This window comes from Hymenobacter jeongseonensis, assembly GCF_015694725.1.
Taxonomy (GTDB): Bacteria; Bacteroidota; Bacteroidia; order Cytophagales; family Hymenobacteraceae; genus Hymenobacter; species Hymenobacter jeongseonensis.
In genome coordinates, this window is sequence record NZ_JADQDQ010000001.1 from 648,475 (window position 1) to 672,485 (window position 24,011).

At 61.1% G+C, this 24,011-nt stretch carries 14 protein-coding genes and 1 tRNA gene; 7 read left to right on the plus strand and 8 right to left on the minus strand.

The features are described from left to right. Window positions 1-158: 158 nt before the first annotated feature. Complete coding sequence (locus tag I2I05_RS02700) at window positions 159-977, minus strand: M57 family metalloprotease (protein WP_196280650.1); 819 nt, start codon at window positions 975-977, stop codon at window positions 159-161. A gap of 379 nt (window positions 978-1,356) precedes the next feature. Between I2I05_RS02700 and ricT the strand changes: the two genes are divergently transcribed. Continuing rightward, entirely contained in the window at window positions 1,357-3,126 is a 1,770-nt protein-coding gene (ricT, locus tag I2I05_RS02705; protein ID WP_196280651.1) for a regulatory iron-sulfur-containing complex subunit RicT, read from the plus strand. Window positions 3,127-3,263: 137 nt separating this feature from the next. Next, window positions 3,264-3,725 carry a gliding motility lipoprotein GldH gene (locus I2I05_RS02710; protein ID WP_230688094.1) on the plus strand — a complete coding sequence of 154 codons (462 nt, stop codon included), beginning with the start codon at window positions 3,264-3,266 and terminating at the stop codon, window positions 3,723-3,725. A gap of 73 nt (window positions 3,726-3,798) precedes the next feature. Here the strand turns inward: I2I05_RS02710 and I2I05_RS02715 are convergent, their stop codons facing one another. Next, complete coding sequence (locus I2I05_RS02715) at window positions 3,799-3,996, minus strand: cold-shock protein (RefSeq protein ID WP_196280653.1); 198 nt, start codon at window positions 3,994-3,996, stop codon at window positions 3,799-3,801. 242 nt (window positions 3,997-4,238) lie between these two features. On the opposite strand from I2I05_RS02715, the gene I2I05_RS02720 reads away from it, so the two are divergent. Then, window positions 4,239-5,564, plus strand: coding sequence for a hypothetical protein (locus I2I05_RS02720; protein WP_196280654.1), 1,326 nt, complete (start codon window positions 4,239-4,241; stop codon window positions 5,562-5,564). 72 nt (window positions 5,565-5,636) lie between these two features. On the opposite strand, the gene I2I05_RS02725 is transcribed toward I2I05_RS02720, so the two are convergent. Continuing rightward, a complete protein-coding gene (locus tag I2I05_RS02725) occupies window positions 5,637-7,958 on the minus strand; it encodes a M1 family metallopeptidase (protein ID WP_394368722.1) in 2,322 nt (773 codons plus the stop codon). A gap of 385 nt (window positions 7,959-8,343) precedes the next feature. Here I2I05_RS02725 and I2I05_RS02730 point away from each other — a divergent pair, with 385 nt between their 5' ends. The 3 genes from I2I05_RS02730 (at window position 8,344) to I2I05_RS02740 (ending at window position 16,151) form a co-directional block, all read left to right on the plus strand. After that, window positions 8,344-8,940, plus strand: a complete 597-nt coding sequence (locus tag I2I05_RS02730) for a DinB family protein (protein ID WP_196280655.1) — start codon at window positions 8,344-8,346, stop codon at window positions 8,938-8,940. A gap of 259 nt (window positions 8,941-9,199) precedes the next feature. Next, entirely contained in the window at window positions 9,200-15,388 is a 6,189-nt protein-coding gene (locus tag I2I05_RS02735; RefSeq protein WP_196280656.1) for an alpha-2-macroglobulin family protein, read from the plus strand. Between the two features lie 109 nt (window positions 15,389-15,497). Then, a complete protein-coding gene (locus tag I2I05_RS02740) occupies window positions 15,498-16,151 on the plus strand; it encodes a hypothetical protein (protein WP_196280657.1) in 654 nt (217 codons plus the stop codon). 101 nt (window positions 16,152-16,252) lie between these two features. Here I2I05_RS02740 and I2I05_RS02745 read toward each other — a convergent pair whose 3' ends face one another. Beyond that, a complete protein-coding gene (locus tag I2I05_RS02745) occupies window positions 16,253-17,803 on the minus strand; it encodes a family 43 glycosylhydrolase (protein WP_196280658.1) in 1,551 nt (516 codons plus the stop codon). A 746-nt stretch (window positions 17,804-18,549) separates the two neighbouring features. Here I2I05_RS02745 and I2I05_RS02750 point away from each other — a divergent pair. After that, the gene (locus I2I05_RS02750; protein WP_196280659.1) at window positions 18,550-19,137 is read left to right on the plus strand and encodes a YdeI/OmpD-associated family protein; all 588 of its coding nucleotides are present in this window, start codon (window positions 18,550-18,552) and stop codon (window positions 19,135-19,137) included. Window positions 19,138-19,309: 172 nt separating this feature from the next. Here I2I05_RS02750 and I2I05_RS02755 read toward each other — a convergent pair whose 3' ends face one another. The 4 genes from I2I05_RS02755 to I2I05_RS02770 all read right to left on the minus strand — a co-directional run bounded on the left by I2I05_RS02755 (window position 19,310) and on the right by I2I05_RS02770 (window position 23,847). Beyond that, window positions 19,310-19,927: a hypothetical protein gene (locus I2I05_RS02755; protein ID WP_196280660.1), complete on the minus strand. Its 618-nt coding sequence runs from the start codon at window positions 19,925-19,927 to the stop codon at window positions 19,310-19,312. Between the two features lie 15 nt (window positions 19,928-19,942). After that, window positions 19,943-22,252, minus strand: coding sequence for a GH92 family glycosyl hydrolase (locus tag I2I05_RS02760; protein ID WP_196280661.1), 2,310 nt, complete (start codon window positions 22,250-22,252; stop codon window positions 19,943-19,945). A gap of 127 nt (window positions 22,253-22,379) precedes the next feature. Continuing rightward, window positions 22,380-22,451 (minus strand) — tRNA-Arg (locus I2I05_RS02765). Window positions 22,452-22,509: 58 nt separating this feature from the next. Next, window positions 22,510-23,847, minus strand: coding sequence for a Pycsar system effector family protein (locus tag I2I05_RS02770; protein ID WP_196280662.1), 1,338 nt, complete (start codon window positions 23,845-23,847; stop codon window positions 22,510-22,512). Between the last annotated feature and the right edge of the window lie 164 nt (window positions 23,848-24,011).

Genomic DNA, 24,011 nt, shown 5'->3' on the forward strand with positions numbered 1-24,011 from the left:
AAAAAATGGTGGTGAGAAACCTTGTTGTAAAGAAGATGGATATTTATGTAATTCAATAATTTGAATTACTAAATTTTTGCCTTTCAGCACGAAGGCCCCAGCTGTTAGGAGCTGAGGCCTTGTGAAGATTTGAAACGACAAGTAAGCGAAATTTTCGCTTAGTACACGTAACGCAAAGCAGTTACGTCGCTCGACGTAAACGGACGGTTTTGGCCGCTGCCTACGCAAGCCAGCATCCACGAGCCAGCGCTGGCGGTGGTGGGGGTGCCGGGGATGTGGATAGCGCCCACGGTGCTGGCACCTTCGTTGGTGTAAGCACCGCCGCAGCTGTAGGAGCGGTCCATGTAGTCGGTGTGGCGGAAGCCAATGCAATGGCCCACTTCGTGCGCCAGAATGGTAGCGATGTAGGTAGTGGCATTGGCCGTGCCGATAGCGGCCGAGTTCACTTGAACCGAACCGTAAGGATTGCCGCCCGATGGGAAACCGGCCGAAGCCAGGTAGCCAGAACCCGAAGGAGCAGCCGTCAGCACGATGTTGCCGCCCGAAGTAACCCGGCTAAAGCGGATGAGCAAGCCCTGAGCATTGTAGCGACGGATAAGTTCGTCGGTAGCCGTTACGTAGGCCGATGGCAGGGTGGTAGATACCCGAATGGTAACCGTACGGCCCGAGCCTACGCTCACCAAGTTGCTGGTGCGGTACTGCTCTTGGTCGCCTACGCGCAGCAGTTGGTACGCAGGCTTGGCGGCCAGATTTTCGTCGCTGATGACAATGTCACCTTCAACAAGGTATCCGCCTGCAACCCGCTTCATGCCCTCGGTGGTGAGGCCCATGTCCTTGATTTGAGCGATTACGGCTTGAGAGATGCCAACTTCCTGCGCAACTGGAGCAACGGTCTCCTTCTCTTTCGAACAGGAGAAAAGTGTCAATGCCGAGGCAGAGCACAGCAGGGCGGCGGACAGTACATTTTTGATTTTCATACGGTGGTTGGGGTTTGGTAGGTGGTTATTTGGTTAAAGGATGGACGCAATTAGAGGAGAATAATTGTAACCAACAATGGTAAATAAGCCAAACGTTATGAATATTTCAAAAATATAGCCAATACTGGCTTCAGAGGGTGTTTATCATTTTATTAATACCCATCAATTGCCATAATCTTATACGATTCGCACGAAAGTGCTACTGATGGGCTTGTGTAATCTGTTTAAGGTTGGATATTGTTTCCTTAATCAAGGCGCCAGTGCCTTACTTAGCGGGGCCTCAAATGGCCGGAAGCCCCCTAGCCGAATTTCGTATCTTTGCTAGGAACCGAATTTTCGTGGAAAATTTATTTTCCCTCAACTATATAATTTCTTACTAGTGGCTTGTTCATCATGTTCTTCCGGCGGGGGCTGCGGCACCAAGCCGGGTGGCTGCAAATCCAACGGGGGCTGTAGCACCGGGGGCTGCAACCGCCTCAACGTATTCGACTGGCTGCAGGACGTTGAAGTCCCGGACTCTTTCGCGGGCTTCGATATCGTAGAAGTACGCTTCAAAGGCGGCCGGAAAGAATTTATGCGCAACGCCGAGCGCCTGCCCCTCGTGACCGGCGATGCCGTGGTGGTCGATGCCGCCGGCAGCGGCTGGCACCTGGGGCACGTGAGCCTGAAGGGCGAGCTGGTGCGCTTGCAAATGCGCAAGAAGAAAGTGCCCACCGATTCCAAGGAAATCCGCAACATCTTGCGCATTGCCACCCCCGACGACGTGGAGCGCTGGGAAGCCGTGCGCGACCTGGAAAACGGCACCATGTTCCGGGCCCGGGCCATGGTGGGCGAGCTGCGCCTGCGCATGAAGCTGAGCGACGTGGAATACCAGGCCGACCGCACCCGCGCCTTGTTCTATTACTCGGCCGAAGACCGGGTCGACTTCCGCGAACTGATTCGGCGCCTGGCCGACGAATTCCGGGTGCGCGTGGAAATGCGCCAGATATCGCTGCGCCAGGAAGCCGGCCGCATCGGCGGCATCGGCGTGTGCGGCCGTGAGCTGTGCTGCTCTACGTGGCTGCAGGACTTCAAAACCGTGAGCACCACGGCCGCTCGCTACCAAAACCTGAGCCTCAACCCGCAAAAACTGGCCGGCCAGTGCGGCCGCCTCAAGTGCTGCCTTAACTACGAGCTCGACGCCTACCTCGACGCGCTCAAGGATATTCCGCAGGTGCAGCGTCCGTTGCAAACCGCTCGGGGCGAAGCCTTTCTGCAGAAAACCGACATTTTCCGTCGCCGCATGTGGTTTGCCTTCAAAGGCGATAACAACTGGGTGATGCTGGACACGGCCCGCGTGCGGGAACTGCTGGAGATGAACAAGCGCGGCGAGAAAATCGAAAGCCTGCTGCCGCCCCGCGAGGAAGCGCCTGAACCCGAGGTTTCGGCCATCGTGGAAGGCTCGCTCGACCGCCTCGACGACAAAATCAAGTCGAGCAGCAAGCGCTCAAAACGCAAGAAGCCCCGCGGCGAAGGCGAGGCGACCGAAGCCCGCGCCCCCCGCGAAGGCCGCGAACCCCGTGAGCCCCGCGCCACTAGCGAAAACGCCACCGAACCCCGCGAGGCCCGGCCGCCCCGTGAGCTGCGGGAAGGCCGCGAGGGCCGGGTTCCGCGCGACGGCCGCCGCCCGGCGGGTGCTGCGCCCGGTGGCCCGCGCCCTCCCGAGCAAATGACCAGCCCCGGCCCCGGCGACATTGACAACCCCGTGCCCGCTTTGGGTGATGTGCCGGAGCAGCGCGGCCGCCGCGGTGCCGCTGCGCGCCCACTCAACCGCCGTGGTGGCCGCAACCGAGGCGATTCTCCCCGCAACGAGGCCAAAGACGGCACCGCCTCCAACCCCGCTACCGAGCCCCGGCCCGACTCGAAGGACGGCGCAAGCCAAGGCAACTCCGGCGGCCGCAACCGGCGCGTCGAAGGTTCGCGGCGGACCGATGCCAACCCTGCCGGCGCCCCGCGCCCCGCGGCGGAAGGTGGTGGTGAGCCGCGCCCCCCGCGCCGGGAAGGTGGGGAACCCCGCGAAGGCCGCGGTGGACGCAACAACCGGCGCGGCGGCCGGGGCCCTGCCGGGGAAGGCGGTGCGGCGGCCGGTCCCGCGCCAACCGGCGCTTAAGCCCCGCCTTTACTCTCAACCACTAAAGAATAAGCTGGTTGGCAGCGAAGGAGTTGCACTAGTTCTCCTTCGCTGTCAACCAGCTTGTCTAACTCTGATTATCACATATGTACTTCCGCTTTGCCCTTCGCTTGACTATGGTTGCCGGGCTCCTGTGCATGCTCACGGCCTGCGACCCTAACCGGGTGTTTGAGCAGAATATTGACTTTCCTGATTCGTCCTGGGATGTACAGCAAAAGCCTGCTTTCACCTTCGCCATTGAGGATACGACGGCCACGTACGACGTGTATTTCAACGTTCGCCACGCTTCGGCTTATGGGTTTTACAACCTGTATGTCAAGCACACGCTTGTTGGGCCAGCCGGCCGGGTGGGCCCGCCGTTGCTGCACCAAATGCTGCTGATGGACCCCAAAACCGGGGAGCCCAAAGGCAGTGGCACCGGCGATATCTACGACATTCAGATACTAGCACTGCCCAAGCAGCGCTTTGCCAAACCTGGCAGCTACACCCTGACCCTGGAGCAGTACATGCGCCAAGACCAACTGCCCGGCCTCATGGCCATGGGCGTGCGGGTGGCCAAGCACGAGGAAAAGAAGTAAGGGCTGCAACTCCGTAAAAAAGCCGGTTCTGCATGGTGCAGAACCGGCTTTTTGGTTCTCGGTCAATGCGGGACTATTCCGGCAGGCGGGTTACATCGACCGCATTGGGGCCCTTTTTTCCGGCTTTGATGTTGAATTGAACCCGGTCGCCTTCCTGAATTTCGTGGATAAGGCCGGTTTGATGAACGAAGATTTCTTCCTGGTTATCGTCAGCGACAATAAAGCCAAAACCTTTGGTGTCGTCGAAAAACTTAACGGTGCCGGTGAGCATAAGCGTGTGGAGGGGGTAAAAATGAAGGTGGCCTGGAACTAACGCGCCCGGCTGGCTGTGGGTTGGCGGCGCGAAACGGAGGGCACGAGTACGCCGTGGCACAAAGGTAAAATTCCGACGCCGAACCGCCGCGTTTTAACGTGGCGACTGGCGCCGGGCCGCCACTGAGGCGAACAACGGGATAGGGCGCGCGTATAGATGAACAGCACAACTTTTCACCGACTGCAACTCCCCCGCCTGCCATGGAAAACGAGGAAACAAACCTGAACACCGAATCCAACGACATCGCGGGCAACCGCATTAATGGTCCGATTGGGAACACTGCGGCGCGGCCCACACGGCCCGGCACCGGCACGGGCCTGCCCGGTGGACCGCCAACCCAGAGTGCTGCAGGCAGCCCCGACGGCGGACAGCCCGTTGCGCCGGCTTCCAGCGAGGATTTGGCTGAGTCGGAGACGAGCGTGGGAGCGGGGGCCGTGGACGTGGAAAACGACGAGCAGGAAAACAAAGAAGCCAACCCCGACGACCTCCGGCCGACCGAAAACTACGGTGGCAATTTTGGCAACAGCACCCAAGGAAGCTACAACGACCGGGAGCGCCGCGAAAACCAGGACAGTGACCCCAGTCGCGGCGAATTCGGGGCCCAGGATTTGGGCGGAACCACCCACGGCGGCTACGGCAACCAGAACCGCCTGGCCAGCTACGAGCCCCACGGCACTGCCGAGGACCGATACTACGGCGGTGCTGGCCGCCCCGGGCCGCAGGACAACTCTTACCGGGCCTACGACGGCGGCAATGAGCGCACTGACTCCCGTACTGACTACGGCTTCGAGCCGGGAACTCCAATTGCCAATACCTCGGGCCGCGCGGCCGATGCTGGCCAAAGACAGGGAACGGACTTCGACGGCCCCAACGGCGACAACCGGAACCAGCCCGACCGCGCCGACGCGAACAGCGCATTTCAGGTAGACAACGGTTCTGCGCCCACCGTTGATAGGGGATATGCCGATGATTACGGCCACACCTCGCTCCGGCGCGAAGCCCCCGGCACCGGCGGTGCAACCACCACGCAAGGCAACCAGGAAGCCGTTTCGGAGCACCGCAACCAAACCGAGGATTACCGCCCAAGCCAAAGTGGTGCCGATAAGCAGGGCCACCGCGAAGAGCAACACCCCGGCTACTCAACCAACGACCCGGAGCTAGCCGACCAGCGCGGCCAGCGCCCGGCCAGCAGCATGGGCTACGCTGACCGTGGCCGGGAAGAGCCGCGTCGCAACCCGGATTTTGGCACCGGCGACGACCGCACCGGCTACGTGCAGGGCCGTGGCGGCGACACGTCCCAGGGCCTGGGCTCGAAAGGCGGCTCGTACAACGATGCTTATGACGACAGCCAGCCCGGCAGCAAAGCCGGCTCGCCTGCCCAAGGCGACCAGCGCACCGAAGACCGGGCCCAGAACTACGGCCAAGCCGCCCGCCAGGAAAACCGCAGCGCCGAAGGCGATGACAACGCTGCCGACCACGGCGCCCCCCGCCGCAACGCCGGCCGCGACGGCGAAGCGGACGAGTAGAAACCCCGTCATAAATAAACAAAAAAGCCCGCCAGTTATCTGGCGGGCTTTTTTGTTAAAAAGGTTAACCCGCTATTTCGTGCCACTCTGTGCGGCCTGCTGCATGGGATTGGCCGGCGCCTGCTGCTGCTGCTGGAAGAGCTCGAAGCGGGAAGCGGCGGGCTGGCGGGGGAAGGCGTTGTTGCTCAAATCGGTGTCGGCCGTCTGCTGGAACGGGTCGATGACGAAGGAAATAACCGGCTGCTTGGTCACGAGCACCTTGGTCACTTTCTCGTTGTTCTTGCGCCAGATTTCGGCCGGGATGGTCTGGATTTCCTTCGAGTTGTCGGCGTAGGTGAGCTGGAGCACGACGGGCATGACCAGCCCGCCGACGTTGCGCAAGCTCAGTTCGTAGAAGTGCTGCTGCTGGCCCAGGCGCTGCTTTTGCTCCGGGCTCAGGCCAGCCAGGTAGGCCTGGTAGCGCTGCTGGTCGGCGGCCGTGACGGCCAAGGGGTTGTAGGCGTTGTAGAAGTCCTTGAGTTCGGGCTTCTCGTCCACCAGCGTGCTTTTTACTTCCTGGGCGTTGCGCTGGGCCGAAATCGAGGGCACCTGGGCGGCCTGCAGCTGCTGCAAGCGGGCCTTTTCTACGGCCGGGTCGCCGGTGCTCGGGGAGTAGGCCTTGACCGACTCGAGCGCCAGGTCGGTGCGGTCGGTGGTGTAGAACCAGCCGCGCCAGAACCAGTCCAGGTCCACGGCCGAGGCGTCCTCCATGGTGCGGAAGAAGTCGGCCGGGGTGGGGTGCTTGTAGGCCCAGCGCGTGGCGTAGGTCTTGAAGGCGTGGTCGAACAGCTCGCGGCCCATCACTGTCTCGCGCAGGATGTTCAGGGCCGTCGCCGGTTTGGCGTAGGCGTTGTTGCCGAACTGCAACACGGATTCCGAGTTGGTCATAATCGGGGTTTGCAGGCTCTTATCGGTCCGCATATACTCCACTATGTTCTTCGGCTCGCCGCGGCGTGAGGGGTAGTTGCGCTCCCATTCCTGCTCGGTGAGGTACTGCACGAAGCTGTTCAGTCCCTCGTCCATCCACGACCACTGCCGCTCGTCGGAGTTCACAATCATGGGGAAGAAGTTGTGCCCCACCTCGTGGGTTATCACCCCAATCATGGCATACTTCGTCTGCGACGAGTACGTGCCATCCTTCTCGGGCCGGCCGCCGTTGAAGCTAATCATCGGGTACTCCATACCGAAGATGGGGCCGTGCACCGAAATGGCGACGGGGTATTGGTAGGGAATAGTGAATTTCGAGTACGTCTTGATGGTGTGGGCCACCACTTCGGTGGAGTACTGGCCCCAGAGCGGGTTGCCTTCTTTCGGGTAGTAGCTCATGCACATCACGGGCTTGCCGCTCTGCTTGATTTCCATCGCGTCCCAGATGAACTTGCGCGAGCTGGCCCAGGCAAAGTCGCGCACGTTCTTGGCGGCGAAGGTCCAGGTTTTGGTGCCGGTCGCGCGCTTGGCTTCGGCGGCCACGGCCTCGGGCTGGCTGACGATGAGCACCGGCTTCTTCGCGTTCTTGGCCTGGGCCAGGCGCTTTTGCTGCGTCGACGTCAGGACCTGAGAAGCATTCTGCAAGGTGCCGGTGGCGCCCACCACGTGGTCGGCCGGCGCGGTGATGCTCACCTTGTAGTCGCCGAAAGGCAACGTGAATTCGCCATTTCCCAGAAATTGCTTGTGCTGCCAGCCCTGGTTGTCGGAATACACGGCCATGCGCGGGTAGAACTGCGCAATTTCGTAGAGGTAGTTCTTGTCTTCGGCAAAGTATTCGTAGCCGCTGCGTCCGCCCAGTTTTATTTGGTCGTTGATGTTGTAGCGCCACTTCACGTTGAAGGCGAACGCCTGGCCGGGGCGCAGGGGCGTGGGCAAATCCACGCGCATCATGGTGTGGTTGGTCACCGTTTTCAGCGCCTTGCCGTCCTTGCCCGTCACGCTCTCAATCTTGAAGCCGCCGTCGAAGTCGGACACCAGGCCTTCCAGCGCCTGAAACGGCATCCGGTCCTGAAGCTGGCTGACTTGGGTCGATTTCGTTATCGAATTCTGGTCGTACAGATTCTGGTCGAGCTGGACCCAGAGGTAGGGCAGCACGTCGGGCGAGAGGTTGGTGTAGGTGATGGTTTCGCGGCCCGTGATGGCCTGCTTGGCGTCGTCGAGCGTGACTTTGATGTCGTAGTCGGCCCGCTGCTGCCAGTAGTCTTTGCCGGGGGCGCCGCTGGCCGTGCGGTAGGAGTTGGGCGTTGGCAGCAGCGTTTCGAGTTGCGCAAATTTGTCGGTGCCCGAGTTGGTGGTTTGGGCTTGCAGGGCCAGCGTGGGCAGCAGCCCGAGCCCCAGCAGGGCGATGCAATGGCGCAGGGTTTTCAAGGTCAACAAGAGAATATGGATTAGGCGTGAAAAAGCCGCAAAAGGGAGGCAGCCGGAACTACAAAGTTATCCAAAACTACAAGTCGTCGGTTGTGGTTTAGTAGCGACCAAACGGCAAGACCCAAGCTGAAGCACTGGCGCTTTTGGAGGAAGGCCTGTGCTCTCTCCGCCACCCAGACTTCGGAATAACAGGCACCAAAATGGGTTGAAATACCGTTTATAGCAAAAAGACCAGTGTCTGGCCGTGCTAGTAGTGTTGTTTTGAAGCCGAGACAAGATGCCGAACCGCAACCGTTTGACGGGGTCAACGCTGCATTTTTAAGCGGTTAAGGTTTCGGAATCGGCCCCTGAATTGTATGTTTATGGCTTGTTAGCCCCCGCGCCTATGTCCGCTGTCGTCCGCGCCACCCCCGATTTTTTTGACCAGCTGACCAACGACCTGCTGACGTTGCGGGTGGTGGCCCAGCAGCGCTTCCGTACGTTGAGCACCGAGGAACTGAACCGCCGGCCCAGCCCCAGCCGCTGGAGCGCGGGCCAATGCCTGGAGCACCTCAACATTGTGGGCGGCTATTACCTGCCCAGCATCGCGCGCCGCATCGCCAAAGCCCAGGCCCGGGGCTCCAAGCCCACGGCCACCGTGAAGCAAGGCTTTTTCGGCGGGCGCCTCATCAACGCCATGCGCACGCCGGCCAGCGAAAAAACCTATACCACGCCCCAGCGCTACGCTCCCACCGGCAACCGCCTGCCCCGCACGGTAGCGGAAGTATTCAGCCGCCAGCTCGACGAGCTGCTGCGCCTAGTGCTGCTGGCCCGGCAAGTGAACGCCAACGCCGTGCTCATTCCCAACGCCGTGTTTCCGCTGCTCCTGCTCCGCCTCGCCGACCAGCTGGAGTTTCTGGTGGTGCACATTCAGCGGCACATTGCCCAGGCCGAAGCCGTGCTTGCGGGCAACCAGGTGAATTCTAAATTGTCGGCGGCGTAGGGCCGCTTCGGGTGCTCCCAGTCGTGCCATCAAGCCGGGCGACGTATAGAATTAGATAAGAATTGGACGGTGCAGAACCGTGCCGGAGCCGCCGGGGCGGCTTTTTTGTTTCGGACCAGTGCGTTGCACCCGTATCCGCGCCGGGCGCTTTTCTGGTAAGCGCGACGGTGGCAAGTTGAATAAAAATAGAACCCGGGGTGTGCAATAAAAGCGGCGCTGGCATCTTTAAGGCGCCGCCCTAACGCTGCTCTGCCTTCCTATGCGCCTTTTCCTGTTTGCCTGCCTGCTGATGACCATGATTTTCAGTACCGATTCGGCAGCCCCTGTTCCTCCCAACCCGTATGCGGCCCAGTGGAAGAAAATCGACGCCTTGCTGGCCAAAAGCCAAACCGCCACGGCGGCGCCGCTGGTAGAAGCCATTTACCGGCAAGCCCGCAAAGAGCAGAACTCCCCGGCTTATGTGCGGGCGCTGCTCTACAAAATCCGCCTGCTGCAAGCCAAGGAAGAAGATGAAACCGAGAAAGCCATTGCCCTGCTGGAGCAGGAGCTGAAAACGGCCACTTTCCCGGCCCGGCCCATCGTGCACTCATTGCTGGCCGAGCTATACACCAACTACCTCAACCAGAACCGCTACCGCCTCTACCAGCGCACCACCGGCGCCACGCCCACCGCCGGCCCCGACGCCACCGCAGACGGCGGCACCGGCCTCGCCACCTGGGACATGGGCAAGCTGGGCGCGTCCATCGTCCGCCACTACTACCAGTCGGTGGAAGACGAGCCGCAGAAGCAGCTGCAAACTGCCCTGGCGGCGTTGGGCGACCTGGTCATCGGTGGCGATGCCGAAGGCCGCGCCCTGCGCCCCACGCTCTACGACCTGCTGGCCCATCGCGCCATCGAGGGCCTCCAAAACCAGGAGCTGTACGTGACCCGGCCCGAGCAGCAGTTTCAGCTCACCGACCCCAAGGCCTTCGGGACGGCCCCCGAGTTTGCCGCCCTGCGCCTGCTAGCGCCCGACGCCGATTCGCTCAACGGCCAGCTGCACGCCCTGCACATTTTGCAGCGTCTCACGGCCTCGCGCCAGCAACTGGCCCAGCCCGGCACGCCGCAAACTCTGGCCGCTTTGGCCGATGTGGACTTGATTCGCATCAATTACCTGCGCCGCATCACCCAAAACACGGACCTCGCTGGCCAGTACGACCCCGCTTTGGTCCGCATGGCCACCACTTACCAGGCCCTGCCCGTCAGCAGCGAGTTTCTTTACCTACGGGCCGAGTTTCGCCGCGAAACCGACCCGGTAGCCGCCGTGGCCCTGACCAAAGAGGCCGAAGCGCGGTTTCCCAAGTCGCGCGGCGCGGCGCGGGCGCGGCAGCTGCGCGAGCAAATTGAACGGCCGGAGCTGGAATTTTCGGCCACGGAAATCGTCGTCCCCAACCAACCCTGGCGTCTCAATTTGACGGCGCGCAACGTAACCGCGCTCCATGCCCGCGCCTACCGGGTGAGCCGGAAGCAGTGGGAAGCATTGAAAGGCAACCGTTACGGCCGCCCGGAAGACGTTGATAAATACAACACTATTATTAAGAAAGGCAAGCCAGTCGCCACCTGGAGTATGCCGGTGGCCCCACGCCCCCAGGACTACAAACAGCAAAAAATAGCTGCTGCCGGAGCCGCCTTGCCTGTGGGCTATTACTTGGTGGTAATCAATGACACTCCGGCAGGCGCCACCAAAGCAGCCGCTGCTGGCGCCACATGCTACGCCCTGGTAGGAGCCAGCGAGCTTAGCGCCGTGCACCGGTTCAACCGCGAAACGGGGGCGCCTCAGCTGCTGCTGTTGCAGCGCCAGAGCGGCGTTCCGCTCGCGGGCGTGCAAGCGCAAGCCGTTTATGACCGCTACGACCCGGAGCGGCGGACGCAAGTCAGGCGCTTGAGCCCACCGCGTTCAACGTCTGCCTCGGGGGAAGTGGAAATCCCCACTCCAGCAAAGCAGGATAATGTGGCTAACGAACGGCTGATTTTCATTAGCGTGTGGCGCGGGGCCGATACGCTGGTGGTAGATAATGTGGGCGGCTATTATAATGGAGGGCAGCGCGACACCGATACCAAGTGCTTCCTGTTCACGGACCGCGCCATTTACCGGCCGGGCCAGACGGTGTATTTCAAGGGCATTGTGGTGGAGCGGGAGGGGAGCAAAACCCGTTTGCTGGCCAAGGAAGAGCAGGAAGTGGAGCTCAACGACGTGAACGGGCAAAGCGTGCAGTCGCAAACCTTTGTCACCAATGAGTTCGGGTCGTTTCACGGCTCGTTTGTGCTGCCGGCCGGCTTGCTCAACGGGGAATTTACCCTGCAGGCCGACGACGGCGAACTGCGTTTTGCGGTAGAAGATTACAAGCGTCCGACCTTCTACGTGCAGCTCGATTCGGTGCCGGGCCGGCCGCAACTGGGCCAGCCCGTGACGGTGGGCGGCCGGGCCCGCGCCTATTCTGGCCAAGCCACGGATGGTGCTTCGGTGAGCTACCGCGTGACGCGCCGCGCGCTGTGGCCCATGTTTTACGGCGATTTCCGGGGCGGAAGCTACCCGCCCAACCGGGGCGGCGACACCCGCGAAATTGCCCACGGCACCGCCACCACCGACGCCGACGGGCGCTTTGCCATCACCTTCACGCCGCCACTGGTGCCGAAGCAGCCCAACCCGCGGGGCTGGGAACCGGGCTACTGGTTTCGCGTGGAAGCCGACGTGACCGATGCCGCCGGCGAAACCCGGACCGGCACCCGGGGCTTCGTCATTGGCCGCAACCCGCTCAGCTTGCAGCTTGTGGCACCCGAAGAAGCCGACAAGCAGCGCCTGCCCATTTTCAAGCTGCTCGGCACCAACGCCACCGGCGAGCCTCTGGCTGCCGCCGGCACGGTGCGGCTGCTGGCACGGCGCTACCGCCCCAACCCGCCCGGCGTGCCCGGGCCAGTGCCCGAAACGCCCGAGAACGAAGCCACGCCGGAGCTGGTCAACACGGTTCCATTCGACACGAAAAGCAGTTCAATACTTAATCTGAACGCGGCGCTGGCCGCCTTACCCACGGGCCGCTACCTACTCGAAGCCCAAGCCGCTGGGGCCGACTCGGCCCGGGCCCGCCACGAGTTTACGCTCTTCGATTCGGGGGCTGCGACCATCCCGTTTGCCACGCCCGATTGGTTTGCGGTGCTGGCCGATACCGTGGCGCCGGGCCAGCCGGCCACAGTATTAGTGGGCAGCAGCGACGCCGATGCGCGCATTCTGGTGCAAGCCGAGCGCGGCGGCAAGCTCCTGTATCAGGAATGGCTGCAGCTGAAAGCCGGCGAGCAGCGCCGCGTGGTGTTGGCCAGCGGTTCGGCTACGGCGGCGGGCCCGCTGCACATCAACACCTTGCAAGTGCGCGACAATCATCTGTACCGCCACGAAGCCGCGGTGCAGGTGGTGGAGGAGCGACAGGCGCTGAATCTGTCCATCAGCACATTCCGCGACAAGCTGCAGCCCGGCCAAAAAGAAACTTGGCGAGTGGCCATCCGGCAAGCCAACGGCCGGCCGGCCGATGCGGAGCTGCTGGCTACCCTTTATGACCAGAGCCTGGATATTTTCCGGCCGCACAGCTTTATGGGGCTGGCTTTTGATGCCAGCTACGATGAACCAAAGTTTGGATGGCAGGGGTATTTTGTAAATGCTGCCTGGATGGGCACCACGGGGCAAAGCTCGGATAACGCCGACGGTGTTCCGCTGGAGTACCCCGAGCTAAACACCTGGGGCGCCTTTGGTGGCCCGGTGCGGCAGCAGCTTTCAGGCAAGGTTGCGGGAGTACGAATCCGAGGCGTTGCTGCGCGGGCAACTGCGCCTGTAATGGCGCAGGATGCCGCGGAATCGAAGCAGATGAACGAGGTGGTGGTAACGGGAATGGGCGTTGGCAACCAAATGCGGAGCAACATGACTGGCGCTATGACTACCACCCGTCCGGCCGTGGACCTCTCGGCAGTGCAGGCCCGCACCGACTTCCGCGAAACGGCATTCTGGCAGCCCGCGCTGCACACGGACAAAAACGGCGACATCGTGCTTGAATTCCAGATGCCAGAAGCTGTGACGCGCTGGCAGCTGCTGGCCCTGGCCCACGACAAAAACCTGAACAGCGGCCAGTTGGCCCGGCAACTCGTCACCCAAAAGGAAATCCAGATTACGCCCAACGCGCCGCGCTTTTTCCGGCAGGGCGACACGTTCACCTTCACCGCCAAATTCTCGAATCTGACCGCGCAAAATGTGAGCGGCACCGCGCAACTCACCCTGCTCGATGCCGCTACCGGCCAGGACCTCACCAGCCAGCTGCTGAAAGGCAATGCCCAGCAGCTCGCCGCGGCCGAAGCCAACCAGAGCGCTGCGTTGGGCTGGGAAATCAGCCTGCCCGCTGATTTTGCACCGGTGGCCGTGACCTACCGGGTGGTGGCGCAGGTAGGGGAGAAGGCATCGGAAAAGGAAGGCAAAAGGAAGCGCAACAAGAAAGCCGCAGCTGACCAAACCGCAACGACGTTCTCCGACGGCGAGGAAAATACCTTGCCCGTGCTGCCCAACCGCCTGCTCATCACCGAAAGTCTGCCGCTGCCCATCGTCGGCCCCGGCACCCGCACCTTCGAGCTAAGCAAGCTGACCAGCACCAGCAGCCCCACGCGCCGCAACTACAGCCTCACGCTGGAAATGACGGCCAACCCCGCCTGGTACGCCGTACAGAGCCTGCCTTACCTGATGGAGTATCCCTACGAGTGCTCGGAGCAGGTATTCAGCCGCCTCTACGCCAACCTCCTGGTGGCCCAGATTCTGAAATCGAACCCGCGCTTCAAAACCATTTTGGCCGAGTGGACGCGCCAGGCGCAGAGTGGAACGGCTAGTCAGAAAAATGCCCTCGTCAGCAAGCTGGCCCAAAACCAGGACCTGAAAAATTTGCTCCTGCAGGAAACCCCCTGGGTGCGCGACGCCCAGGGCGAAACCGAGCGACTGGCCCGGCTCACGGAGTTGTTCGACGCTCCCCGGCTGCAAGGCGAAACCACCCGCGCCCTGCTCAAGTTGCAGCAATTGCAGTTGCCCAGCGGCGCGTTTCCGTGGTTTGAGAAAATGCCCGAGGACCGCTACATCACCCAGCTCATCGTGGCGGGTTTTGGCAAGCTGAAGAAGCTGGCAGCCTTCGACGCCAGCACCGACCCCGTGGCGCGCCAGATTCTGGAAAATGCCCTTCGCTTTCTGGATGCCGGCCTGACGCGTGACTACGCAGAGCTGCGCCGCCAAAAAGGCGTGAAACTGAACGAGAACCACCTTGGTGACCTGCACATTCAGGCTTTGTACGCCCGCAGCTTCTGGCCGCAGCTGGCAATAGCGGGCGACGCCAAAGTCGCTGCCACCTATTACCGCCAGCAAGCTGCCCGCTATTGGCCCGCCCAAACGCGCTACCTGCAAGCTCAGGTGGCGCTGGCTTTGTTTCGCGAAACCAAAAGCGCCCCCGCTGCCCAGGAAATCCTGCGCGCCCTTTCCGAAAACGCCTTGCATTCGCTTGAATTGGGCATGTATTGGAAAGAAGTGCGCGGCGGCTATTACTGGCGCGAAGCCCCTACCGAAACCCAGGCCACGCTCATCGAAGCCTACCACGAAGTCAAAAGCGACCAAAAATCGGTGGACGAGATGAAGCTCTGGCTGCTCAAGCAAAAGCAAACCCAGCACTGGGAAAGCACCCGCGCCACCGCCGATGCCTGCTACGCCCTGCTACTGCGTGGTTCCGACTGGCTGGCGCCCACGCAGCCGCTGCAAGTCACCGTGGGCGGCCAGAGCGTGAAACCCGAAGCGGCCCAGGCGGGCACCGGCTACTTCAAAACCAGCTGGCCCGCCGCCGAGGTGCAGCCCGCCCAAGGCAAGGTCAGCATCAGCAAGCCCGACGCGGGCGTGGCGTGGGGCGCCCTTTACTGGCAATATTTTGAGGACTTGGATAAGGTGACGCCCGCCGCCACCCCGCTCAGCCTGGAACGTCAGCTCTACCGCGAAACCCGGACCGCCGGTGGCCCGGTACTGGAAAAAATCAGCGCCGCCACGCCGATTAGGATAGGGGAGGCGCTGGTGGTGCGCCTCGTGCTGCGCACCGACCGCGCCCTCGAATACGTGCACCTGAAGGACCAGCGCGCTGCCGGCCTCGAGCCCATTGCCCAAACCAGCGGCTACCGCTACCAGAATGGCCTGGGGTATTATGAGTCGCCGCGCGACGCGGCCACCAACTTCTTCTTGAGCGCCGTGCCCCGCGGCACGCACGTGTTTGAGTACCGGCTGCGGGCCGCGCAGGCCGGCAATTTCTCGGGTGGCCTGAGCCAGGTGCAGTGCCTATATGCCCCCGAGTTTGGGGCGCATTCGGCGGGCTCGAGGCTCCAGGTTGCTCCGCGAGCGGGCGAACGGGAAAAATAGGCCATTGGAGTGGTGGAAAGCCGTTTTTAGCGTTTAAAACCACTTTGGCCTTGCATTTCGCCGGGGCAGACTGTAGTTTTGTCTTCTGTCGGGTTTATTTTAATCATCTATGAAGCATCTATTTGTCTTTCTTTTGCTGCTCCTGACCTGGAGCGGCGCTCAAGCTCAAAACGAGAAGCAGACCCCCGTTACCAAGCTGCCAGGCGAAGAAAACCTGAGCGTGCGCGAACGTGCCGAGCGGGATTTCCTGATGCCGGTCCGCCGCAAAAAAGTGGTGGTTGAGGCCCCCAAAGCCAGCGCCGAAGAGAACACCGCCGCGCCGGAATCGGACGCCACCGCCCACTACACCGAATCGGCCGAAGAAGCCACCGCCGTTCCGGCCCGCACCACCCGCAGCTACGAGGCTCGCAACTCGGAGCGCCTGGCCGCCCGCCGGGCGGAGGCCCGCGCCGAAGCCCGGGCGGAAGCCCGCCGGGCTACCAGCCGCAGCAAATCCAAAGCGCATAGCAGCAAGTCCAAGTCGAAATCCAAGGCGGCGCACGCCAAGTCCAGCAAAAGCAAGAAAAAGAGCAGCAGCAGCAAGGCGAAAAAAGGCAGCAGCTCCAAAAAGAGCTCCGCCAAAAAATCCTCTTCCAAGAAGAGCAGCGCCAAGAAAAGCAGTGCCAAAAAATCGACAGCTAAAAAATCCAGCTCGTCCGCTAAGAAATCAACCAAGAAAACGCCTGCCAAGTCCACTTCTAAAAGCAAAAGCAAGCGGCGCTAGTACACAAACTGGCGAATAGCACCAAACACAACGGCCCGGCACAAGTAGTGCCGGGCCGTTGTGTTTGGTGCTATTCGCCTGGATGCAGGCGCCGAAGCGGGCTAGCGCTTGTTGCGGATGATGAAGTTGTTGAAGGTGGCCGCGCTGCCTTCTTGGCCCTGGGCCACCAGGGCCACGCGCACGCCTCGGTCCCAAGGCGGCAGGTAAGTGCCGTTTAGGGTGAAATTCTCGGTGGGCAGCGCCTGCCACGTGGCGCCGTCGGTGCTGTAGGCAAACCGGTAGCGCTGGCCGCCCCACACTTCCAGGCGCAGGGTGATGGTGGCTGCGGGCTCCACAAATACCTGCACCAACGACTGCTGCTTGCCGCTCTTCACGTGCCAGATTTGCACTTGGCCGTTGCCGGCCATCAAGGCCAGGGCGTTGTAAGGGTCGCCGACGGCGGCCAGGCCCGCGAAGGTATCGGCGGGTAAGCTGCCGAAATCCAAGGTGGTGGCGGCTTTGTAAGTGGCCACGTTGGTGCGCCGGGCCACCAAGGCCCCCAGGCGCGACTCTCCGGCTTCGAGGCGCAGCTGGCCCGCGCGCACGGTAGCGCCGGGCCGCTGGCCGATGGGCCACTGCCATTCCAGGCCCAGCCGGTCGCCGGCAAATTCGTCGGCAATGTTGAGCCGGGCCACGTCGGTGAGGGGGGCGGCCTGCGGGCTGCGGTGCTCGAACTGCGGCCAGCCTTCGTCGTTCCAGGTAAACTCGCTGAGCAAGCCCTGGCGGCCCACAAATTCGTGGCTATCGGCGAGGTAGGCGTGGTGCAGCAGAAACCAGCGGCCGTCCAGTTGGGTCACGGTGCCGTGGCCGGGGCATTTCCAAACCAGGTTGCGGTCGAGAATGGGGTTCTGGTCGTACTTCTCCCAGGGGCCGAGTAGCGCCCGGGAGCGCGCCACGCCGGTGGCGTAGTTGCAGCCCTTGCCGCAGCAGCTGTTGCCGGCGTAGAACATGTAGAAGTAGCCGTTGTGGTGCACCAGGGCCGAGCCTTCCACCAGCGGGCCTTCCCACCGCACGTCGTTCCCAAACAGCTCGGTGGCTTCGCCGATGAGGGCGGTGCGGTCGTCGTTGAGGCGCTGGGCCCAGATGGGCGTGTCTTGGTGGCAGGAGTTGCCGTCTTCTTTCCAGATGAGGTAGAGGTTGCCGTGCTCGTCGGGCATGGCGAAGCCGTCGATGGAGCCGGCTTCCTGGCTCACCAGGGGGCCGTGGTCGGTGTAGGGGCCGGCGGGATGGTCGGCGCTGGCCACGGCCACGCTCAGCACGCCCCCTTTTTGGCGGGCGGTGTAGTACATGTAGGTGCGGCCGTTTTCGTGGTGAAACTCGGGCGCCCAGAAGTTGGACCCGGCCCAGTCGGGCAGCTTGTCGGGGAAGACGTAGTTCACCAATTCCCAGTCCAGTAGGTTTTTGGACGAGAAGATGGGGAACACGGCGCCCCATTCGGCCGAGGTGGCGCTGGCCCAGTACGTATCGCCGATTTTGGTAACGGTGGGGTCCGGGAAGTCGCCGGGCAGCACCACATGGTCGTAGGAGACGCGGGCAGAGGCCGGAAACGATTGGGGCGAAAAGCCCGCGGCGATGGGAGCCTCAAGGGCCGCCAGTTCTAGTTCGATTGACACGGTGGGAGGTGCAAGGAGGATAGAAAGGCACGCCGACCGTGGAGCGGTTCAGCTTACCATATTTGAAAGGTAATGAATCAAAATCAATACCAATGGGAAAGTGTGATTTTTTTGAGCCGGTTTCCTAAAGTAATTTTTGTGGTGAAATTTGCGCCGAGCAAAAAATGCTGTGATAAATACGTAGTATTTGCTTGCGTAAAGCGCTATCAACAAGCTTATTTTCCTATATCTAGAATTGCGCGAAGCCGATAAATACGGAAGCATATTTAGTGCCATGCTTATTACGTCCGGGGTATTTATGGTTCTAAAAATTGAACTATGCCGTTAAATGGGTGGCTAAAGAGGCCAGCAGTGCCGCTAGCCATTCCGACTGGAATCAGTGGTGGTGCTATAGTAATGATTGACCAGACAGATTGCGGCGGAAGAAAAAGTTTAGGGCCGCGCGCTGCTACTGGCCGCTTTTGTTGAGAGTGGGCGCTCTGGGTAGAGTAGTCAAACCCCGTGGAGCTTTGCAAATGAGCAGGCACACGCAATGCGTAAGGTTCGCAAAAGGGTAACTCGGACGGCGGGACTAGCACCGCGCAGGTGAAACCGGCCGTGAGGCCGGGGGCATAAGGACGGATAGGGTTGGAAATGAAACCGCCCGCTTCCGGAGTGGAGCGGGCGGCCTTTTATTTGGTAATTGCATGAGCCGGAAGGGTTGCGCTCTGCGTGCGGTTAGAACCCCCATTTCAGTTGCTTAACACATGAATAGCACGAACCCTGCCGTCTATTTCTATTTCAGTAAAAACAAGCAATGGCTGGAAGAGCTGGAGAAATTGAGAACATTCGTTCTGGACTGTGGACTGAGCGAAGAATTGAAGTGGGGGGTGCCGTGCTACACGCTTCAGCAAAAGAATGTCTGTTTGTTGCACGTATTCAAGGAATACTGCGCGCTGCTGTTCGTGAAAGGGGCTTTGTTGAAGGATGCCCAGGGCCTGCTGGTCCAACAAACGGAGAACACGCAGGCGGCGCGTCAGCTTCGGTTCACTAATGTGCGGGAAATCGTGGAGCGGGAGGTCGTGGTGAAAGCCTACGTTCAGGAAGCCATTGCAATAGAAAAGAGCGGGTTGAAAGTGGGCTTTAAAGCGAATACGGAATTTGCCGTTCCGGCGGAGTTTCGACAGAAACTAGCGGAGATGCCGGCTCTGAAAACGGCTTTCGCGGCCCTGACGCCGGGCCGGCAACGCGCTTATCTAATTTGTTTTTCGGCCGCCAAGCAGGCCAAAACCCGCGAGGCAAGGGTTGACAAATGGCTGCCGCAAATTCTCAGCGGGAAAGGGTTAGATGATTAGCCGCGCTGCTAGGCCCGCAAGGTTATCAACTCCGGCGGGGGCAGCCAGGAGAAACCGGCCGCGGCGTAAGTTCCGGTGAGGTTGGAAATGAAGCCGCCCGCTTCCCGTTGGGGAGCGGGCGGCTGCGTTCTACTACAACAGAAAAGGCTACGGGGCCTCTGCTCTTTGCTGCCTACTGCTGATTATTAAGTGCAAATACATTTTCTAGCAAATCGAGTGTTTCCTCGGTTGATTTGGCTTCTTCATCCAGAGTAGTCAAGGGAACTACCACTTTAGGGAATCCATCTACAAACTGCATTTCCTCAAAATATGGAATGTCGTGTTGAGCCATAAGTTTTTCGAAGTGCTGCCGGTCAACACCCCATATTTTCACATACTTTGACTCCGCCACATAGATTTCTGTAAGGGTTGACTCGTCATTGTAAATGAGACCGAACTCCAGGCGGCAGTCTTCGGTCAGCTCTTTTTGCAAAGAGCCCAAGATGGCTAGTATGAGTTCCTTCTCCTGATACTCACCATAAGTTACGTCGCCTTCATACGGACAAAAAAGGCAAGCGCATACATCCGGCAGCATGGCTGCTAGGTGTACAAACACCTCCCATAAGCGTGAATTATTAATGTTTACTTCGGCGTAAAATCGAAATAGTTGTTCCGGGTCTTCAACTTCTGTCAGCACAAAGCCCTCGACAAAATGCGCTTCCCGACGCGCTGCAATCTTATCCCAATAGGAACGCGGCACCTCTTGCTCTTCAGCAAAACGAGTTGTTTTTGGTAGTTCTAGGCTAGGCATGATTTCGTTTAAGTTTTATTTCCGCGCCGGCCGCGTTCCCATCACAAACACCAACACCCCGCCTTTGGCCACGTCCTGCTGCGCCAGAAACGGCTGCGTCAGCTGTTGCCCGTTGAGGGTAACTTGCTGCACGTAGACGTTTTTGGCGCTTTGGTTTTTGACCTGGATGGTGAAGGACTGGCCGTTTTCGAGGTGCAGCACGGCCCCGTGCACGAGGGGGCTGCCGAGGGCGTACTGGCCCGAACCGGGGGCGACGGGGTAGAAGCCGAGGGCCGAGAAGAGGTACCAGGCGCTCATCTGGCCGCAGTCGTCGTTGCCGCCGAGGCCGTCGGGGGTGGGGTGGTACTGGCGAGCGAGGATGTTGCGGACCTGGGCCTGGGTTTTCCAGGGCTGGTCGGTGTAGTTGTAGAGGTAGGCGGCGTGGTGGGCGGGCTCGTTGCCGTGCACGTAGCCCCCGATGATGCCCTCGCGGGTGATGTCCTCGGTTTCGGCGAAGAACGAGTCGGGCAGGTGCATGGTGAAGAGCGAATCGAGGTGGGGCACGAAGCGGCGGTTGCCCCCCATGCGGGCAATGAGGCCGGCGGGGGCGTGGGGCACGGCGAGGGTGTAGTTCCAGGCGTTGCCCTCGATGAAGCCCTGGCCGTTGGTACTCAGCACGTCGAATTTGGGGCGGAAGCTGCCGTCGGCCAGGCGCGGGCGCATGGCGTTGGCGCGCGGGTCGAACACGTTTTGCCAGAAGCCGGCCCGCTTGCTGAACTCGTGGTCGAGGTCGGCGTGGCCGAGCTTGCGGGCCAGTTGGGCAATGCACCAGTCGTCGTAGGCATATTCGAGGGTGGTGGAAACGGAGGTGCCGCTGCGCTCGCTGGGCACATAGCCGAGGTCGAGGTACTCGGCCAGGCCGTCGTACCAGCGGTGGCGGGCGGTGGCCACGCAGGCGGCCAGGGCGCGCTCGGCCTGGGCGGGCGGCACGGCGCCGTTGATAACCGCATCGGCCACGACGGACACGCTGTGGTAGCCGCTCATGCACCAGTTTTCGTTGGCGTGGTGGCTCCACACGGGCAGCATGTGCTCGGGGCTTTGGTCGTAGTGGGCCAGCATGCTCTGCACCATGTCGGCATTGCGCACGGGCTGGAGGAGGTTGAAGAGCGGGTGCAGGGCCCGGAAGGTATCCCAGAGCGAGAAGGTGGTGTAGTTCACGAAGCCCTCGGCGCGGTGGGTTTGCTGGTCGAGGCCGCGGTACTGGCCGTCGGCGTCCTGGTACACGGTGGGGCTGAGGCAGGTGTGGTAGAGGGCCGTGTAGAAATTCTCCTTATCGGCCCGGTTGGGCGTTTGGATGGCGATTTTGCTTAACTCCTGCTGCCAGAGCTGCTGGCCGGCGCGGCGGGTTTGGTCAAAGTTCCAGCCGGGCAGCTCGGCGCGCATGTTGGCCAGCGCCCCGGCCGCGCTCACGGACGAGAGGGCGAATTTGACCTTGATTTTCTCGCCGGCCACGGTGCTGAAACCGAAGTAGAGGCGCAGCTGGCGGCCAGCTTGCTCGGGCCAGTTTTTCGTCTGGTCGAAGCGGCCCCAGAAGCCGCGGTAGGCTTCATTGGGGTCGTATTTGCGGGCGCCGTAGGTTTTGAAGGGCTTCGAGAACTGCATGGCGAAGTACTCGGTGCGGGTGCGGCCCCAGCCGGTAGTTTGGCGGTAGCCGGTCACGAGCGAGTCGTTTTCGATGCGCACGTAGCTCCACACGTTCTTATCGGGGTAGTTGTAGATGCCGGCCATCATGTCCAGGATGATGTGCGCCGGCTCGGTGCCCGGAAACGTGTACTGGTGGAAGCCCACGCGGGTGGTGGCCGTGAGCTCGGCGAGGATGTTGTGGTCGTCGAGCTTCACCCGGTAGTAGGCCGGTTCGGCCACCTCATTCTGATGCGAGAAGGCGGAGCGATAGCCGCTTTGGGGCCGGTCGGCGGTGCCGGGGTTGAGCTGGAGCGGGCCGGTGGTGGGCATGAGCAGGAAGTCGCCCAAATCGGAGTGCCCCGTGCCGCTGAAATGCGTGTGGCTGAAGCCGACGATGGTACGGTCGTCGTAGTTGTAGCCCGCGCAGTACTTGTAGATGTCGGGGTTGTACTTGCCGTTCAGCTCGTAGCTGAGCGTGTCGGTATCGGGCGAGAGCTGCACCATGCCGAAGGGCACGGTCGCGCCGGGGTAGGTGTGGCCCATCTTCTGGGTGCCCACGATGGGGTGCGCGTACTGGACGAGGTTTTCGGGGGCGGGGGTGGGGCGCTTTTGGGCAAGGGCGGCGGCTCCTACAAGGAGCAGCAGGGGCAGGAGTTTCTTCATGCGGCGGGGAGCGTTAAGCAGGCTTAGCGGCTGCAATGACGTGAACACCGTGCAAAAGCTTCTGCTTATTTTCCTCGCGGGGGCTAAAAGCAAAAGGTCGTTTCCGGCGAGGAAACGACCTTTTAAGTAGCCGCGACGAGAATCGAACTCATATCTAGCGTTTAGGAAACGCCTATTCTATCCGTTGAACTACGCAGCCAGGGCACAAAGGTAAGAACCGACTCCCATGCGGGGGCAGTCGGTTCTGAAATCTGCGCTTACGATTTATACATCAACACGATGATGAAGGAAAGCACCGTGAGGATGAGGCCGACCATGAAGACGGAGTAGCTGGTGCGCAGCAGGTTGTATTTGCGGGAAAGCACCTCGCCGAGGTAGTACACGTCGGTGACCATGTTGGTGTAGAGGCCTTCTTTCTGGCGCATCAGCTCGCGGATGCCGTCCTGGAAATTGTCGAGGCTGAGCTTGGTGAAGTTGCCGAAAAACAGCAGGTTGACGCGCCGGTTGGTGGCGACTTCGGGGCTTTTCTTGAGCCACTTGAAGCTGGTAACATCGGGCTGGGCCGAAAGAATGGCCGTGACCACCGACGCCAGCGAAGTAAGCAGCAAGATGCTCATCGGAATGGCCAGCACCGGGTTGCGGGTGAAGGCCGGGCCCAGGGCCGAACTCTTGGCACCCAGGTAAGTAATAATAACCGACAGCAGCACGGCATTGAGCGAAATCATCATGCTGGCCTTCTTATCGGCCATGTCCGAGAGCTTGATGTGGTTGTTGTACATGGTCCGGAACATGGTTTCGACGCCGCGCTTGGGGTCGGCAAAGGTGTCGTTCTGCTCCTTGGACTTCTTCTTCTTCTTTTTCTCGGTCTTCTTGAGTTGCTCGCGCTGGGCCGCTACGTTCTCCTTAAAGTCTTTTCCGTAGCGGTCCTTCCCGGCCTCGGACTCGTACTTGTGCTCCAGCATAAAATTGAGCTGAAGCTCGGCCCATTCCGTGTTGGAGTAAGTTTTGCCCAGCACCAACTCCCACTCCGTGCGCAGCAGCTCGGCATTGGAGCGAAAATCATCGCGCGCCAAGTTGCTCATGTCGGCATCGGTGAGCAGCTTCTGCAGCTTGGTTTCCGACGCCGAGTCGCGGTGCGTGGCGTTGATTAATTCCGACACCTGCTCAATCAGTTTGGCGTCGGCTCCGCGCTCGGTGAGCCAGGCCCGCGCCCGTTCCATGCTGCGAAACTCGTGGCCGTCGTACACGTCGAGGTAGCCGGTGTCGTGAAACCAGGCGGCTAGGAGCAGGGCTTCGGTTTCCTCGGGGCTCAGGCCAGCGGCGGGCGCCAAGGCCCGGCATTCCTTCACCACGGTTTCGGTGTGGCGCAGCGAGTGGTAGGTGAGTTTGGCCGGCAATTCCTGCGCAAACAGCTCCGTAACGTAGGCCTGCGCGGCTTTCACCAAGGGCGAAGCCTTCGCTTTGGTAGGCTGTTCAGCAGTTTCGGTGGCGGGAGCTGCGGGCCGGGAAGCGGCGTTTTGAGGAGGGAAATCGGTGGGTTCGGCCGGGGTGGCAGCGGGGGGAGTTTCGACAGTATCGGGGGTAAGTTCTTCCATGACAGGCGAAGCTACGGCCGGTTCATCCGGCGGGCTTGCCGGCTTTGAACGCGAAGCGTCGGACGGAAGTTAAAAAAACCCAGCCTAACCGCACCGCTGCGCTTTGCGTAACGGGCCAAGGCCGGCCGCTCCCGCAGCCGTCGTACGTTTACATCAGCACCCTG

Coding starts and splice junctions, on each gene's coding strand:
- I2I05_RS02760 (WP_196280661.1), bottom strand. CDS start 22,252: ATGAAGAAACTCCTGCCCCTGCTGCTCCTTGTAGGAGCCGCCGCCCTT.
- I2I05_RS02740 (WP_196280657.1), top strand. CDS start 15,498: ATGAAGCATCTATTTGTCTTTCTTTTGCTGCTCCTGACCTGGAGCGGC.
- I2I05_RS02750 (WP_196280659.1), top strand. CDS start 18,550: ATGAATAGCACGAACCCTGCCGTCTATTTCTATTTCAGTAAAAACAAG.
- I2I05_RS02735 (WP_196280656.1), top strand. CDS start 9,200: ATGCGCCTTTTCCTGTTTGCCTGCCTGCTGATGACCATGATTTTCAGT.
- I2I05_RS02770 (WP_196280662.1), bottom strand. CDS start 23,847: ATGGAAGAACTTACCCCCGATACTGTCGAAACTCCCCCCGCTGCCACC.
- I2I05_RS02720 (WP_196280654.1), top strand. CDS start 4,239: ATGGAAAACGAGGAAACAAACCTGAACACCGAATCCAACGACATCGCG.
- I2I05_RS02700 (WP_196280650.1), bottom strand. CDS start 977: ATGAAAATCAAAAATGTACTGTCCGCCGCCCTGCTGTGCTCTGCCTCG.
- I2I05_RS02715 (WP_196280653.1), bottom strand. CDS start 3,996: ATGCTCACCGGCACCGTTAAGTTTTTCGACGACACCAAAGGTTTTGGC.
- I2I05_RS02730 (WP_196280655.1), top strand. CDS start 8,344: ATGTCCGCTGTCGTCCGCGCCACCCCCGATTTTTTTGACCAGCTGACC.
- I2I05_RS02710 (WP_230688094.1), top strand. CDS start 3,264: ATGGTTGCCGGGCTCCTGTGCATGCTCACGGCCTGCGACCCTAACCGG.
- I2I05_RS02755 (WP_196280660.1), bottom strand. CDS start 19,927: ATGCCTAGCCTAGAACTACCAAAAACAACTCGTTTTGCTGAAGAGCAA.